This window comes from Parahoeflea alexandrii, from assembly GCF_024105735.1.
Classification (GTDB): Bacteria; Pseudomonadota; Alphaproteobacteria; order Rhizobiales; family Rhizobiaceae; genus Hoeflea; species Hoeflea alexandrii.
This window is the reverse complement of the sequence record NZ_JAAAML010000002.1, coordinates 263,484-276,086: the sequence shown is the minus strand read 5'-3', so window position 1 is coordinate 276,086 and position 12,603 is coordinate 263,484. Positions and strand designations below refer to the sequence as shown.

The window sequence follows — 12,603 nt, the reverse complement described above, 5'->3', positions numbered from 1 at the left end:
GACCCACCGGACACGTTCCCATGATCATCCGCGATGCGACGCCTGCCGATCTTGTAGAGATCACCCGCATTTATGCCGACAGCGTGTTCACCGGCGTGGCCAGCTACGAGCTTGTGGCGCCCGACGAGGCCGAGATGGAACGGCGGATGTCGGCCATCACCGAGGGTGGCTACCCCTACCTGATCGCCACGGACGACGAGGGCGTGGTTCTGGGCTATGCCTATGCCTCGGCCTTCCGGACCCGGCCGGCCTATCGGTGGCTGGTCGAGGATTCAATCTACCTGGCGCCCGAAGCGCGCGGCAGGGGTGTCGGGCGGGCATTGCTCGAAGCCCTGATCGGCCGGTGCGAGGCCCTTGGGTTCCGGCAGATGGTCGCGGTGATCGGGGGCGCGCATCCGGCCTCGATCGCGGTGCACCAGAAGGCCGGCTTTGTCAGCTCGGGGATGATTTCCGGGTCGGGCCACAAGCACGGGCGCTGGCTCGACACGGTTTTCATGCAGCGGCCGCTCGGCGAGGGCAAGGCGACCGATCCCGATCCGGACACTTATCCGGGTACGCTTTTCAGAGTGTGACCATCAGGGATTTGGGCGTCGCTGCTGCGTGCTACCGCACCAGGCGCGGGGCCTTGTCGAAATACTTCAACACGATTTCAAGCTCGTGGCCGCGCTTGAGCACCAGGCCGGCGGCTGAAATGATGGCGAAAGCGCCCTGCTTTCTGGCCCGGGAGGGATCTTTCTCGATGCGGTAGAGTGGCACTTCGCTTGAGCGGCGGAAGGCGGAGAACACGGCCTTGTCGCGCAGGTGATCAATGGCGTAGTCGCGCCAGTGTCCTTCAGCGACCATCCTGGAATAGACCTGCAGGATCCGGTCGAGCTCGCGGCGCTTGAAGGTGACCGGTTCGGGTGTGTTGCGGCGGCGGTGTTCCGCCAGATCCACCGCTGCCCTGTCCGTCGGGGCGGTCGGATCGACCGGGCCACGGGCAGACGCGTAGTCGGCTCGATCAGCCATTATCTGGACTGCAAATCAGTGTTCATCGCCTCACTTTGCCTGACGCATGCATAATTTCAAGCGCGGGAGGGAATTTTTTGACCAGGGGGCGCCCGATCTCTGGTTGCAATGCAGCATCACAGAACACTTCAGCCGGTCGTCTTTGTTTACCTTCTCGGACAGGGAAATCGGCACCGGGCGCATTTGAGCCGCATTTCAGTCAAATCCTTGCCGGAATTGACCCTGAATGTTCCCTCGTTGCCTCAGACGGTTCGAACCGGGGACTTCGATTTTACAGCCCCCCCAGCCCCCTCGGAGTCCCCGGGACGGATCATCTCAACGGCTCATGCAGCGTCACCGGCAACGGTGACCGGTTGAGGCCTTGAGAGCGTTTCGGGTCGTTCCCCCGTTCCGGGCGCGAGGCAGCGCCCCTTACCAAACCTTCGACCGGCCCTCGAGCCGGTCTTTTTTTTGGCTGGTCTTTTTCGGGCCGGTCTCTTTTTGGATGAATCCCCGGATCAGATCCGGGCGGCGCCAAGAATGCGTCCGGGCGAACCATCCGGGCTCACCACCTGCAGCAGGATCGCGCAGCGCCGTCCGGGATGGGCGGAGATCACCGATGCCGGCAGCTTGAGATTGACGGTTTGTCCATTCCACATGCCGACGGTTTCCATGTCGCGCACACTGTGGCGATAGGTGATGGTGCGGCCGGCATTTTCGCCGCGCTCGATCTCGACCTTGTTCTGCTCGTCGAAATAAACTGCCACGATGTCGGCCTTGCCTTTGCCCGGTCCGATGGTGATGCTCAGACCCTCATCGGTGGACTCCACGCTGACATCGACCGTCAGTCCGGCACCGATGGCGGAGAGCTTGTCCAGTGTTCTGGCGATTGCCGTCTCGTTGGCGCCATTGACATGGTCCCGGCCGTTGATGACGGCCTGCGGCGTGTAGACGTTCTTGCGTCGCAGCGTGCGGGCGTAGCCATATTGCCGCTCGGTGCTGGCGGCAGACGACAGCGTGTCGGACCATCCGCGGTAGTTCCAGTAGTCGACGTGGTAGCTCAGTGCCAGCACATCCCCCTGATCGGCCAGCCTTGCCAGTTCCGCGTCGGCCGGCGGGCAGGAGGAGCAGCCCTGGCTGGTAAAGAGTTCCACCACGCCTTTGAGATCACCAGCCTGCGCCAATGCCGGAACCGCAAGCACCGAAGTGGCGGCTGCAAGGACCGGCAGGGCAATGGCAAGGAAAAATCTGGGCACGATCATCAACTGGATTCCGTATGGTTCAGGGGGACACTCCGTAAGTTCTTACAACGGTGTAGCGTGAAGCTGCGGACACGTCCAAATCACATTCGATTGACTCCCGCGTCAATGGCCTGCGATCGCCGCGATATCGAGGTTCGGCTCTTCCTTGCGCCAGGCGGATGCGATCATGGATCTTCCCCGTCCTGGCTCTGCCCTTCCGCACCTTTCCGGGCAGGGCGCAACTCCGGTCCGAAACGCAAAAGGCCGGGCATCAAGCCCGGCCTTCCACAATCATGATCGCGTCATGCTTCAGGCTGCGAGGTCGCGCAGAACCGTCTGCAGGATGCCGCCATTGTTGAGATACTCGAGCTCATCAAGCGTATCGACACGGCAGACCAGCGGTACGTCCTTGACGGTTCCGTCGGAGAAGGTGACCTTGGCGACCTTCTTCTCGCGCGGCTGCAGGCCGGCGAGGCCCTCGATGGTGACGGTCTCGTCGCCCTTCAGCCCAAGGCTCTCCCAGGTGGTGCCTTCCTCGAAGACGAACGGGATAACGCCCATGCCGACCAGGTTGGAGCGGTGGATGCGCTCGTAGGACTGGGCGATGACGGCGCGGACGCCAAGCAGGTTGGTGCCCTTGGCCGCCCAGTCGCGCGACGAGCCGTTGCCGTATTCGACGCCGGCGAAGATCACCAGCGGCACGCCTTCCGACTTGTACTGCATGGCCGCGTCGAAGATCGAGACTTCCTCGCGGGACGGGTAGTGGAAGGTGTAGCCGCCTTCACGTCCGTTCGGTCCGAGCATGTGGTTGCGCAGCCGGATGTTGGCGAAGGTGCCGCGCATCATGACTTCGTGGTTGCCGCGGCGCGTGCCGTACTGGTTGAAGTCGGCAACGCCGACGCCGTGATCCATCAGGTAGGAACCTGCAGGAGACTGGGCCTTGATCGAACCGGCCGGTGAAATGTGGTCGGTGGTGATCTTGTCACCGAACAGGCCGAGCACCCGGGCGCCCTGTATGTCGGAAATCCCTGAGCCCTTCTTGCCCATGCCGGCGAAGTAGGGCGGGTTCTGCACATAGGTCGACTGGTCGTCCCAGGCGTAGGTCTGGCTTTCCGGGGCCTCGACGGCCTGCCAGTTCTCGTCACCCTTGAACACGTCGGCATATTTGGCCGCGTAGAGCTCGCGGGTGACGTATTTCATGATGAACTCCTGGATCTCCTTGGAGGAGGGCCAGATGTCCTTGAGGTAGACCGGGTTGCCATCCTTGTCCTCGCCGATCGGCTCGGAGGTCAGGTCCTTCTGCACCGAGCCTGCCAGCGCATAGGCCACGACCAGCGGCGGCGAGGCCAGGTAGTTGGCCTGAACGTCAGGCGAGATGCGGCCTTCGAAGTTGCGGTTGCCCGAGAGCACGCCGGCGGCGATCAGGCCCTTGTCGTTGATGGTCTTGGAGACTGGGGCCGGAAGCGGGCCGGAGTTGCCGATGCAGGTGGTGCAGCCGAAACCGACCAGGTTGAAGCCGAGCTTGTCGAGATCGTCCTGCAGGCCGGACTTGGCAAGGTACTCGGCCACCACCTGGCTGCCGGGCGCCAGCGAGGTCTTGACCCAGGGCTTGGTCTTGAGGCCCTTGGCGATGGCGTTGCGGGCCAGAAGACCGGCACCGATCAGCACGCTCGGGTTCGAGGTGTTGGTGCACGACGTGATGGCGGCGATGGCGACGTCGCCATGGCCGAGATCGTAGTCCTCGCCTTCGACCTGGTAGCGGTTGTCGAGCTGGCCGGGCTTCTTGTATTCGTCTTCCAGCGACTTGGCGAAGCCGGTTGCGATGTTCTCCAGCGCAATGCGGCCTTCCGGACGCTTCGGGCCAGCCATCGACGGGACCACGGAGCCGAGGTCGAGTTCCAGCGTGTCGGTGAAGACCGGGTCGGCGGCGCCGGTGTCGCGCCACATGCCCTGCGCCTTGGAATAGGCTTCGACCAGCTTGATCCGGTTTTCTTCGCGGCCGGACATGGTGAGATAGTTGATGGTTTCGCCGTCAACCGGGAAGAAGCCGCAGGTTGCGCCGTATTCCGGGCCCATGTTGCCGATGGTGGCGCGGTCGGCGAGCGTCATCGAATCAAGGCCAGGGCCGTAGAATTCGACGAACTTGGAGACAACGCCCTTCTTGCGCAGCATCTGCACGACGGTCAGCACCAGGTCGGTGGCGGTGACGCCTTCCTTGAGCGCACCGGTGAGACGGAAGCCGATGACTTCCGGCAGCAGCATGGAGATCGGCTGGCCGAGCATCGCCGCTTCTGCCTCGATGCCGCCGACGCCCCAGCCCAGAACGCCAAGACCGTTGATCATGGTGGTGTGGCTGTCGGTGCCGACGCAGGTGTCGGGATAGGCGGTGATTTCACCGTCTTCATCCCTGGTCCAGACGGTCTGGCCAAGATATTCGAGATTGACCTGGTGGCAGATGCCGGTGCCGGGGGGGACCACGCGGAAATTCTTGAACGCCTGCTGACCCCATTTGAGAAAGCGGTAACGCTCGCCATTGCGCTCGTATTCGTGCTCGACGTTTTTCGCCAGCGCCTGCGGGGTGCCGAATTCGTCGACGATGACCGAGTGGTCGATGACCAGGTCGACCGGTACCAGCGGGTTGATCTTCTGCGGGTCGCCACCCAGCGCCACCATCGCGTCGCGCATCGCGGCAAGGTCGACGACGGCGGGAACGCCGGTGAAGTCCTGCATCAGCACGCGGGCCGGACGGTAGGCGATTTCAGCTTCGGCCTTGCCCTTGTTGGTCAGCCAGGCAACGACGGAGAGGATGTCATCCTTCTTGACGGTGCGGCCGTCTTCGTTGCGCAGCAGGTTCTCGAGAATGACCTTCATCGAGAACGGAAGCGAGGCGACACCGGTCAGTCCATTTTTCTCGGCCTCGACGAGGCTGTAATAGACATATTCGGTGTCACCGACCTTGAGGGTGGAACGGCAATTGAAGCTGTCGAGTGATTTGGCCACAGGCAACCCGCTTTCGTTAGTTCAGCCGACTTTGAGGGCGAACACCTTACACGCTGATTGCGTGGACAAGGATGCGGGTACGGTCATTTCCGCTGTCCGCCCGTGACGCCCTGGCGTCATGTTCGGCGCTAGATTGAATTCACGCCGACCGCTGGCGTGGTTGCGGGCGTTATAGATAATTTCGTAAGAACGTGCCAGATCAACCAATGGCCCATTTCGATGTTTTTTTGGGTGGTTAGTTTTTTCTGAATGGGAGCGTCGGTCACTGCCCGGCGAGCCTGGATGCGGGGGGCCGATGCAGGCTACAGCCACGAAACTCAAGGGACGGCGCGGCGACAGCGTGCTGTTCGACAATCTGGGCTTCACCATCAGCCGCGGCGAGGCACTGGTGATCACCGGGCCGAACGGAGCGGGCAAGTCGACATTGCTGCGGATCCTGGCCGGCCTGCTGGCTGCTGATTCGGGTGAATTCCTGCTTCTTGGCGATGATGGTGCGGCGTTGCCGGTGTTGGAATTTGCCCATTATCTCGGTCACCGCAACGCCATGAAACGGGAGCTGCGGGTGCAGGAAAACCTGAGCTTCTGGAAAAGCTTCCAGCGCAGCGACAGCGGCGAGGGGCTGAGCGTGGACGAAGCCATCGACCAGATCGGGCTCACCGGCGTGGCGCATCTGCCGTTCGGCTATCTCTCGGCCGGCCAGCAGCGGCGCATCGCCCTGGCGAGATTGCTGGTCTCGCACCGGCCATTGTGGTTGCTTGATGAGCCCACGGCGGCGCTCGACAAGCGCTCGGACCGGCTGTTTGCCGATCTGGTCCGCCAGCACCTGGAAGCTGGCGGCCTGGCGATCGCCGCCACCCACCAGCCGCTCGGGCTGGAGAATGTCCGGTCGCTGGAGCTCTCGGGCATTCACAGTGCGGCTTCAGAGGAGGTCTGGGCATGATGGCGCTGCTCAGGCGTGACCTGGCGATTGCCACCCGCTCGGGCGGGGCGGCAATGCTCGGCGTGCTGTTCTTTCTTGCGGTGGTGGCGGTGATTCCCTTCGGCATCGGCCCGGACCTCAACCTTTTGGCGCGGATCGGCCCGGCGATCCTGTGGATCGGCGCGCTTCTGGCCTCGCTGCTGGGCCTCGACCGGCTGTTCCAGGCTGACCGGGAGGATGGCTCGCTCGACATGCTGGTGATGCAGGACTGGTTCTCGCTGGTCTTCACCGTCTTCATCAAGAGCCTGGCGCACTGGCTCGCCACCGGCCTGCCGCTGGTGCTGGCCGCCCCCCTGCTGGGCCTCTTGATGAACATGGGCGCCACCTCGACGGGCGCGGTGATGCTGACGCTCCTGGTCGGCACGCCTGCGATCTCGTTCATCGGTGCGGTGGGTGCGGCGGTGGCGGTGGTGCTGCCGCGCGGCGGGCTCTTGGTGTCGATCCTGATCCTTCCGCTGGCGATCCCGGTTCTGATCTTCGGAGTCAGTGCTTCCTATGCCGCGGTGACCGACCCGGATCCGTTCTGGCCGCCGTTCATGATTCTGTCGGCAATCGCGCTTTTTTTTGCAGCACTCGGCCCCGTTGCGGCGGCTGCGGCGCTCAGGGGTGCGTCAGATTGATTTGTCGCATTGAAACCGGACGCGGCAAGGATTAGAAAAAAGCCATGAGTGACACCACCATCTCCCAGGGCTGGTTTACCAGCCTCGCCAATCCGACCCGGTTTCTCGCCCTTTCCGGGCGGATCCTGCCCTATCTCGCCACGGCCGCGGTGCTGTCGCTGGTCATCGGGCTCTACATGTCGTTCGCGGCGCCCGAGGACTACCAGCAGGGCATTACCGTCAGGATCATGTTCATCCATGTGCCGGCGGCCTGGCTCGCCATGATGTGCTACTCGGTGATGGCGATCGCCTCGCTCGGTACGCTGGTCTGGCGGCATCCGCTGGCCGATGTCGCGGCCAAGACGGCGCTGCCGATCGGCGCCGCCTTCACCTTCCTGTCGCTGCTTACCGGTTCGCTCTGGGGCCGGCCGATGTGGGGCACCTGGTGGGTGTGGGATGCGCGGCTGACATCGGTGTTCGTGCTGTTTTTGATGTATCTCGGGCTGATGGCGCTGCACAAGGCGATGGATGATCCGGCCCGCGCGGCGCGTCCCGCCGCGGTGCTCACCCTGGTTGGCTTCATCAACATCCCGATCATAAAGTTTTCGGTCGACTGGTGGAACACGCTGCATCAGCCGGCGAGCGTGATCCGGCTTGACGGCCCGACCATTCATGCCTCGATGCTCTATCCGCTCCTGGTGATGGCGCTCGCCTATACGCTGATCTTCTTCACGCTGCATCTGATGGCGATGCGCAACGAAATCTGGCGCCGGCGGGTGCAGACGATGCGCCGCCAGGCCGCGCAATCCATCGGTGGCGGAGCCTGACATGATGAGCCACGAAGCCTTCGTCTTTCTCTCCTATGCGGCAACGGCGGTGACGCTTGCCGGATTGCTGGTGTTCATCCTGCTTGATGGGCGGGCGCGGCGGCGCGAACTGACTGAACTCGAGGCGCAGGGCGTGCGGCGGCGGTCGAAATCTGCCGGCGGGTCCAGCTGATGAGCGAAAAGATCCACGACGAGGCGGCACCTGCCGCGTCGGGCCGTCGGCGGCTGCTGATCGCGTTTCTGCCGCTGGTGGTTTTCATCGCGCTATCGGCAGTGTTTCTCTACCAGCTCGGTTCCGGCAAGGATGCCAGCGAAATTCCCTCGGTGCTGATCGGCACCAGGGCACCGTCGCTCGACCTGCCACCGCTTGACGGCCTGAATTCGAACGGCGCGCCCGTGCCGGCGCTCACCGATGCGGCGATCGAGGGCAAGCTTGCACTGGTCAATGTCTGGGCATCCTGGTGCGTGCCCTGCCGGCAGGAGCATCCGATCCTGCTTGAGCTGGCGCGCGATCCGCGGATTGAACTCGTCGGTATCAATTACAAGGACAAGAACGACAACGCACTGAGATTCCTTGGCGAACTTGGCAATCCGTTTGCTGCCGTCGGCGTCGATCCGGTCGGCAAGGCGGCAATCGACTGGGGTGTCTACGGCATTCCGGAAACCTACCTGGTCGCGCCGGACGGCGAGATCCTGTTCAAGCAGATCGGTCCGTTCACGGTTGAAAGCCTGCGCGACAAGCTGCTGCCGGCGATCGAAAAGGCTGTTGCCCCGGCAAGCTGAACGGTTTGCGCCGGCCTGCCCGCCTGTTTTCCACTGACCCACCGTTGGCTGTTTTTTATCGCGAAAGCCATCGCGCCGCTCTCGCCTTGGCGGGCCGTCGGCTCTATCTTTGCCTCATGAACACGTCCAAAACCTTCCACCGCCTGGTTCCCGACGGCGATACCCATGAACGCGATGTCTGCACCACCTGCGGCTTCGTCAACTACCAGAACCCGCGCATCGTTGTCGGGTCGGTGGTCCGGCACGAAGGCAAGGTGCTTCTATGCCGCCGCGCCATCGAGCCGCGCCGCGGCTTCTGGACAGTGCCGGCCGGTTATCTGGAGCTCAATGAATCGCCCGAGGACGGGGCGCGGCGCGAGGCGCGCGAAGAGGCGCTGGCACAGCTCAAGCTCGGTGAGCTGCTGGCGGTCTATTCCGTTCCGCATCTGAGCCAGGTGCAGCTGATCTGGCGCGCCGAACTGATCGATCCGGAGGCCGGCGGGACATTGTTCGGGGTGGGCGAGGAAAGCCTCGAGGTCAAGCTGTTCGACTGGGACAATCTCCCGGTCGACGAAATCGCCTTCCCGACGGTGCACTGGATGCTCGGTCACGAGCGGGAAGTGATGGCGAAGGGCTATTCCGGACCGTTTGGGAATGGGGGGTGACCTGGACCTAAACGGTTTGCGCTCTCACACCCGCCCGCTGGCCGAGAGCATGACGGCGATGGGGCGGGTTGTCCTGATCTCGGCGAAGACCAGGACGAGACTGGCGGTCATCGGCACCGCCAGAAGCGCACCGGGCAAGCCCCACAGCGTGCTCCAGAATGCCAGCGCCAGGAGCACGACCAGCGGGCTGAGGTTGAATGCGCGGCCCATCATGCGCGGCTCCAGATAAGCGCCGACGAGAACCTGCGCTGCGGTGAGTGACGTGAGCACCACGCCCGCCATCCACAGCGTGCCGAACTGCGCAAGGCTGAGAAGCACGGGAAAGATCACGCCGATCAGCGAGCCGATATAGGGAATGTAGTTCATGAAGGCGATCAGCACCGCCCAGAACAGAGCGAACTCGATGCCGAGCGCCAGCATGATGACGTAGGAGATTGCGCCGAGGATCAGGTTGACGGCGGTCTTGACGAACAGGTACTCGCCGATCCGTTCGTTGATGCGCGCGAGCAGCGACAGCGCGCGCGCGCCGGCCTCCTCTCCGCCCAGCGCGTTCACCACCTTTCTCGCCATCATGCCGCGTTCGGCCATGAAGAAGCTGGCATAGAGCACCACCAGGAAAAGCGTCCCTCCAAAACCGCGCAGCGAGGCCAAAGCCGGCGCAATCCAGGATCCGAAATCCACCTGGTCGAGCGTCGCCCGCCGCAGGTTTGCCCAGGTCGGCTCGTCGTCGATGCCGAGCAGGCTGGCAAAGCGGGTGACAAGCGCCTGAAGATTGCTTTCGTAACGCGGCAGGGCTGCGGCCACCTGTGCGATGTTGTCGATGACCAGCACGAACAGAAGCACCACTGCCAGGACGAAGGCAAGAAGGATGAGCACCCGTCTTGCCCAGGCCGGCAGCCGGCCAATGATGGGGAGGCCCTGCATGCTCTGGGCGGCGGTGGAGAGCACGTAGACCGATATCGCCGCAGCAAGAATCGGGATCAGTACCGGCTTGCCGATCCAGATCAGCCAGCCGATCATCAGGGTGAGCGCTGTGCCGTAAGTCGCGTTCCGCATTCCCGTCGTGACCCTCGCGGCGTTTCTAACCCTTCGCCTTTTCCTCATCCTCTTCCGGCAGGGCATGCCGCTGCATCAGCGGAAGCTGCATGATGGTGAAGACGATCGACAGCGGCATGTTGCCCCAGACCTTGAAGGCGATCCAGAAGTCCGTGGAGAAATTGCGCCAGATGACTTCGTTGACCACCGCCATCAGAAGGAAATACAGGCCCCAACGCATGGTCAGGATGCGCCACCCCTCGGCGTCGAGACGGAAGGCGGAATCGAACACGTAGCCCAGAAAGGACTTCTTGAAGAGGAGTCCGCCGAGAAGGATGACACCGAACATGGTGTTGATGATCGTGGGCTTGACCTTGATGAAGATCTCATCCTGGAGCCAGAGCGTCAGGGCGCCGAAGACCAGCACGATGACACCCGAGAGCAGCGGCATGATCGGCAGGGTGCGGGTCAGCGCCCAGGAGACACTCAGCGCGATCGCGGTGGCGATCATGAAGCAGGCGGTGCCGACGAAGATCGGGCCGCCGATATCGGCCAGGAACGGCACCCGCTCGGCAATCCATTCGCCGCGCGCATTGGCGAAGAAGAAGACCAGGAGCGGTCCCAGTTCCAGCACCATCTTCAGCAGCGGATTGATGCGCTTGCGGTCGGGGGCGTTGGGATCGCTTTCGAAAATGTGCGGTGCCGTGTCGCCGGCCTCCGGATCCGCTGGCCGGGGTGTTGTGCTGTTGCGGTCGTTCATTTTGGTTCTCCGGCGATTGCCGAGGCGAAATCGGCCGCCTCAAAGGGTTCGAGGTCGTCCACGCCTTCGCCGACACCGACGAAGTAGACCGGCAGTCTGTGCTTGGCGGCGATGGCAACGAGAATGCCGCCGCGGGCGGTGCCGTCGAGCTTGGTCATCACCAGGCCGTTGACGCCGGCGACGTTCTTGAAGATCTCGACCTGGTTCAAGGCATTCTGGCCGGTGGTCGCATCAAGCGTCTGCAGCACGGTGTGCGGCGCCTCCGGATCGAGCTTGCCGATGACGCGCACCACCTTGGCGAGCTCGTCCATCAGCTCGGTGCGGTTCTGCAGGCGGCCGGCGGTGTCAATGATCAGCACGTCGGCGCCATCCTCGCGGGCGGTCTCGAAGGCCTCGTAGGCAAGGCCGGCAGCATCGGCGCCGAGCCGGGTCGAGACCACTTTCGAACCGGTGCGCTCACCCCAGATCTTGAGCTGCTCGATGGCGGCCGCACGGAAGGTATCGCCGGCTGCAAGCGTGACTTTCAGCCCGCCGGAGCTGAGCTTGGCTGCGAGCTTGCCGATGGTGGTGGTCTTGCCGGTGCCGTTGACGCCGACCACCAGAATGACATGCGGCTTGTGGCTGAGGTCAAGCTCCAGCGGTCTTGCCACAGGACCCAGAACCCTGGTGATCTCGTCGGCCATCACCTTCTGGACTTCGGCCGGAGAGATGTCCTTGCCGTAGCGGGTCGAGGACAGTGCGTCGGTGATCCGCATCGCGGTCTCGACGCCGAGATCGGCCTGCAGCAGGATGTCTTCGAGCTCCTCGAGCGTCTCCTCGTCGAGCTTGCGCTTGGTGAAGATGCCGGTGATCTGGCCGGTGAGCTGGCCCGAGGTGCGCGACAGGCCCTGGCGCAGGCGCTGCCACCAGTTTCCTCGGTCTTCGACGACCGGTTCGGGCGCCTTTTCCGGCTCCGCCTGCGAGACCGTGTCGCGGACCACGAGCCTGCGCGGCTCCGAGGTGGCTGAGGGTTCTGAGCTGGCTACGGGTTCTGCTTGCGGCTCAGGCGCGGGCGGGATCGCCGGATCAGCGGTGAGATCCTCGGGTGCCTGCTGAACCTCGTCCGTGGAGCCGGTACCGCTGCCTTCGGGCACGCCGGTCGCGGCCGGGCTGCTGGCGTCGACCGGGAGGGGCGGTTCTCCGGCATGATCTTCATCAGCGGGCGCAGGCGTCGGGGGCGCGGCGTTGCCGGCCGTCTCGGGGGTGAATTGCATGGCGCCGCCGTCGTCAGGCAGGCTTTCGCTGGCCGCTGTACCGGACGGCTCCTGGTCTCGCGCTTCCAGTGCGGTTCCCGCGTCGGGCGCGGGGGCGGCGGGAAGCGAGGGATCGGAGGCAAGTGCATCGGGCGCGACGCCTTCCTCGGCCGCCTTGCTTGTATCCGCGGCAGCGTCGTCATTCCTGGGAGAGCTTTCGACGGTACCGGCGTCAGCATCGGTGGCAGAGGCTGGGAGCGGCGGCTCGCCGGCATGGGATTCATCCGCCGGTGCCGGAGTTTCACCGGCGTTTCCAGCCGCTGTTTCCGGTGTGAACTGCATCTCGCCGTCGCGTGGGAAGGCCTGTCCGGTAGCCGCTGCGTCGTCTGTCACCGGTTCTTCGCCGGCGGGTTGGGCTGACGTTTCCTCGGCGGGTTCGGGCGCCGGCGCCTCTTCCTTGTTCCGCCCGAAGGAGAAAACCTTTTTGATGAAGTTGAGCGCCATTCCGGTCCTGTA

General features: G+C 63.8%; 13 protein-coding genes. 7 read left to right on the top strand and 6 right to left on the bottom strand.

Annotated features, from left to right (window positions below):
- The first annotated feature begins 20 nt into the window (after nt 1-20).
- Nucleotides 21-572: a GNAT family N-acetyltransferase gene (locus tag GTW23_RS11055; RefSeq protein WP_252915812.1), complete on the top strand. Its 552-nt coding sequence runs from the start codon at nt 21-23 to the stop codon at nt 570-572.
- Between the two features lie 31 nt (nt 573-603).
- On the opposite strand, the gene GTW23_RS11050 is transcribed toward GTW23_RS11055, so the two are convergent.
- From GTW23_RS11050 to acnA, 3 genes are all read right to left on the bottom strand, one after another.
- Nucleotides 604-1,008, bottom strand: a complete 405-nt coding sequence (locus GTW23_RS11050; RefSeq protein WP_152011137.1) for a DUF2794 domain-containing protein — start codon at nt 1,006-1,008, stop codon at nt 604-606.
- A gap of 497 nt (nt 1,009-1,505) precedes the next feature.
- The gene (locus tag GTW23_RS11045) at nt 1,506-2,246 is read right to left on the bottom strand and encodes a DUF1223 domain-containing protein (RefSeq protein WP_382265207.1); all 741 of its coding nucleotides are present in this window, start codon (nt 2,244-2,246) and stop codon (nt 1,506-1,508) included.
- Between the two features lie 291 nt (nt 2,247-2,537).
- Nucleotides 2,538-5,228, bottom strand: coding sequence for an aconitate hydratase AcnA (gene acnA, locus GTW23_RS11040; protein ID WP_252915809.1), 2,691 nt, complete (start codon nt 5,226-5,228; stop codon nt 2,538-2,540).
- A 295-nt stretch (nt 5,229-5,523) separates the two neighbouring features.
- Between acnA and ccmA the strand changes: the two genes are divergently transcribed.
- The 6 genes from ccmA to GTW23_RS11010 are packed head-to-tail and all read left to right on the top strand — an operon-like array spanning nt 5,524 to nt 9,060.
- Nucleotides 5,524-6,168 (top strand): heme ABC exporter ATP-binding protein CcmA, encoded by a 645-nt coding sequence (ccmA, locus tag GTW23_RS11035; RefSeq protein WP_252915808.1) that lies wholly within the window; start codon nt 5,524-5,526, stop codon nt 6,166-6,168.
- A complete protein-coding gene (ccmB, locus tag GTW23_RS11030) occupies nt 6,165-6,827 on the top strand; it encodes a heme exporter protein CcmB (RefSeq protein WP_252915807.1) in 663 nt (220 codons plus the stop codon). Before ccmA ends, ccmB begins: the two co-directional genes overlap by 4 nt.
- A 44-nt stretch (nt 6,828-6,871) precedes the next feature.
- A complete protein-coding gene (locus GTW23_RS11025; protein WP_152011142.1) occupies nt 6,872-7,633 on the top strand; it encodes a heme ABC transporter permease in 762 nt (253 codons plus the stop codon).
- 1 nt (nt 7,634) lies between these two features.
- Nucleotides 7,635-7,805: a heme exporter protein CcmD gene (gene ccmD / locus GTW23_RS11020; RefSeq protein ID WP_152011143.1), complete on the top strand. Its 171-nt coding sequence runs from the start codon at nt 7,635-7,637 to the stop codon at nt 7,803-7,805.
- Nucleotides 7,805-8,416, top strand: a complete 612-nt coding sequence (locus tag GTW23_RS11015) for a DsbE family thiol:disulfide interchange protein (RefSeq protein WP_252915805.1) — start codon at nt 7,805-7,807, stop codon at nt 8,414-8,416. The genes ccmD and GTW23_RS11015 overlap by 1 nt, the downstream gene beginning before the upstream one ends.
- Before the next feature lie 44 nt (nt 8,417-8,460).
- Entirely contained in the window at nt 8,461-9,060 is a 600-nt protein-coding gene (locus GTW23_RS11010) for an NUDIX hydrolase (protein WP_345780636.1), read from the top strand.
- Nucleotides 9,061-9,084: 24 nt separating this feature from the next.
- Here GTW23_RS11010 and GTW23_RS11005 read toward each other — a convergent pair whose 3' ends face one another.
- The 3 genes from GTW23_RS11005 to ftsY are packed head-to-tail and all read right to left on the bottom strand — an operon-like array spanning nt 9,085 to nt 12,591.
- The gene (locus tag GTW23_RS11005; protein WP_152011146.1) at nt 9,085-10,116 is read right to left on the bottom strand and encodes an AI-2E family transporter; all 1,032 of its coding nucleotides are present in this window, start codon (nt 10,114-10,116) and stop codon (nt 9,085-9,087) included.
- 25 nt (nt 10,117-10,141) lie between these two features.
- A complete protein-coding gene (locus GTW23_RS11000; RefSeq protein WP_152011147.1) occupies nt 10,142-10,855 on the bottom strand; it encodes a septation protein A in 714 nt (237 codons plus the stop codon).
- Nucleotides 10,852-12,591 (bottom strand): signal recognition particle-docking protein FtsY, encoded by a 1,740-nt coding sequence (gene ftsY / locus GTW23_RS10995; RefSeq protein WP_252915803.1) that lies wholly within the window; start codon nt 12,589-12,591, stop codon nt 10,852-10,854. The genes GTW23_RS11000 and ftsY overlap by 4 nt, the downstream gene beginning before the upstream one ends.
- Between the last annotated feature and the right edge of the window lie 12 nt (nt 12,592-12,603).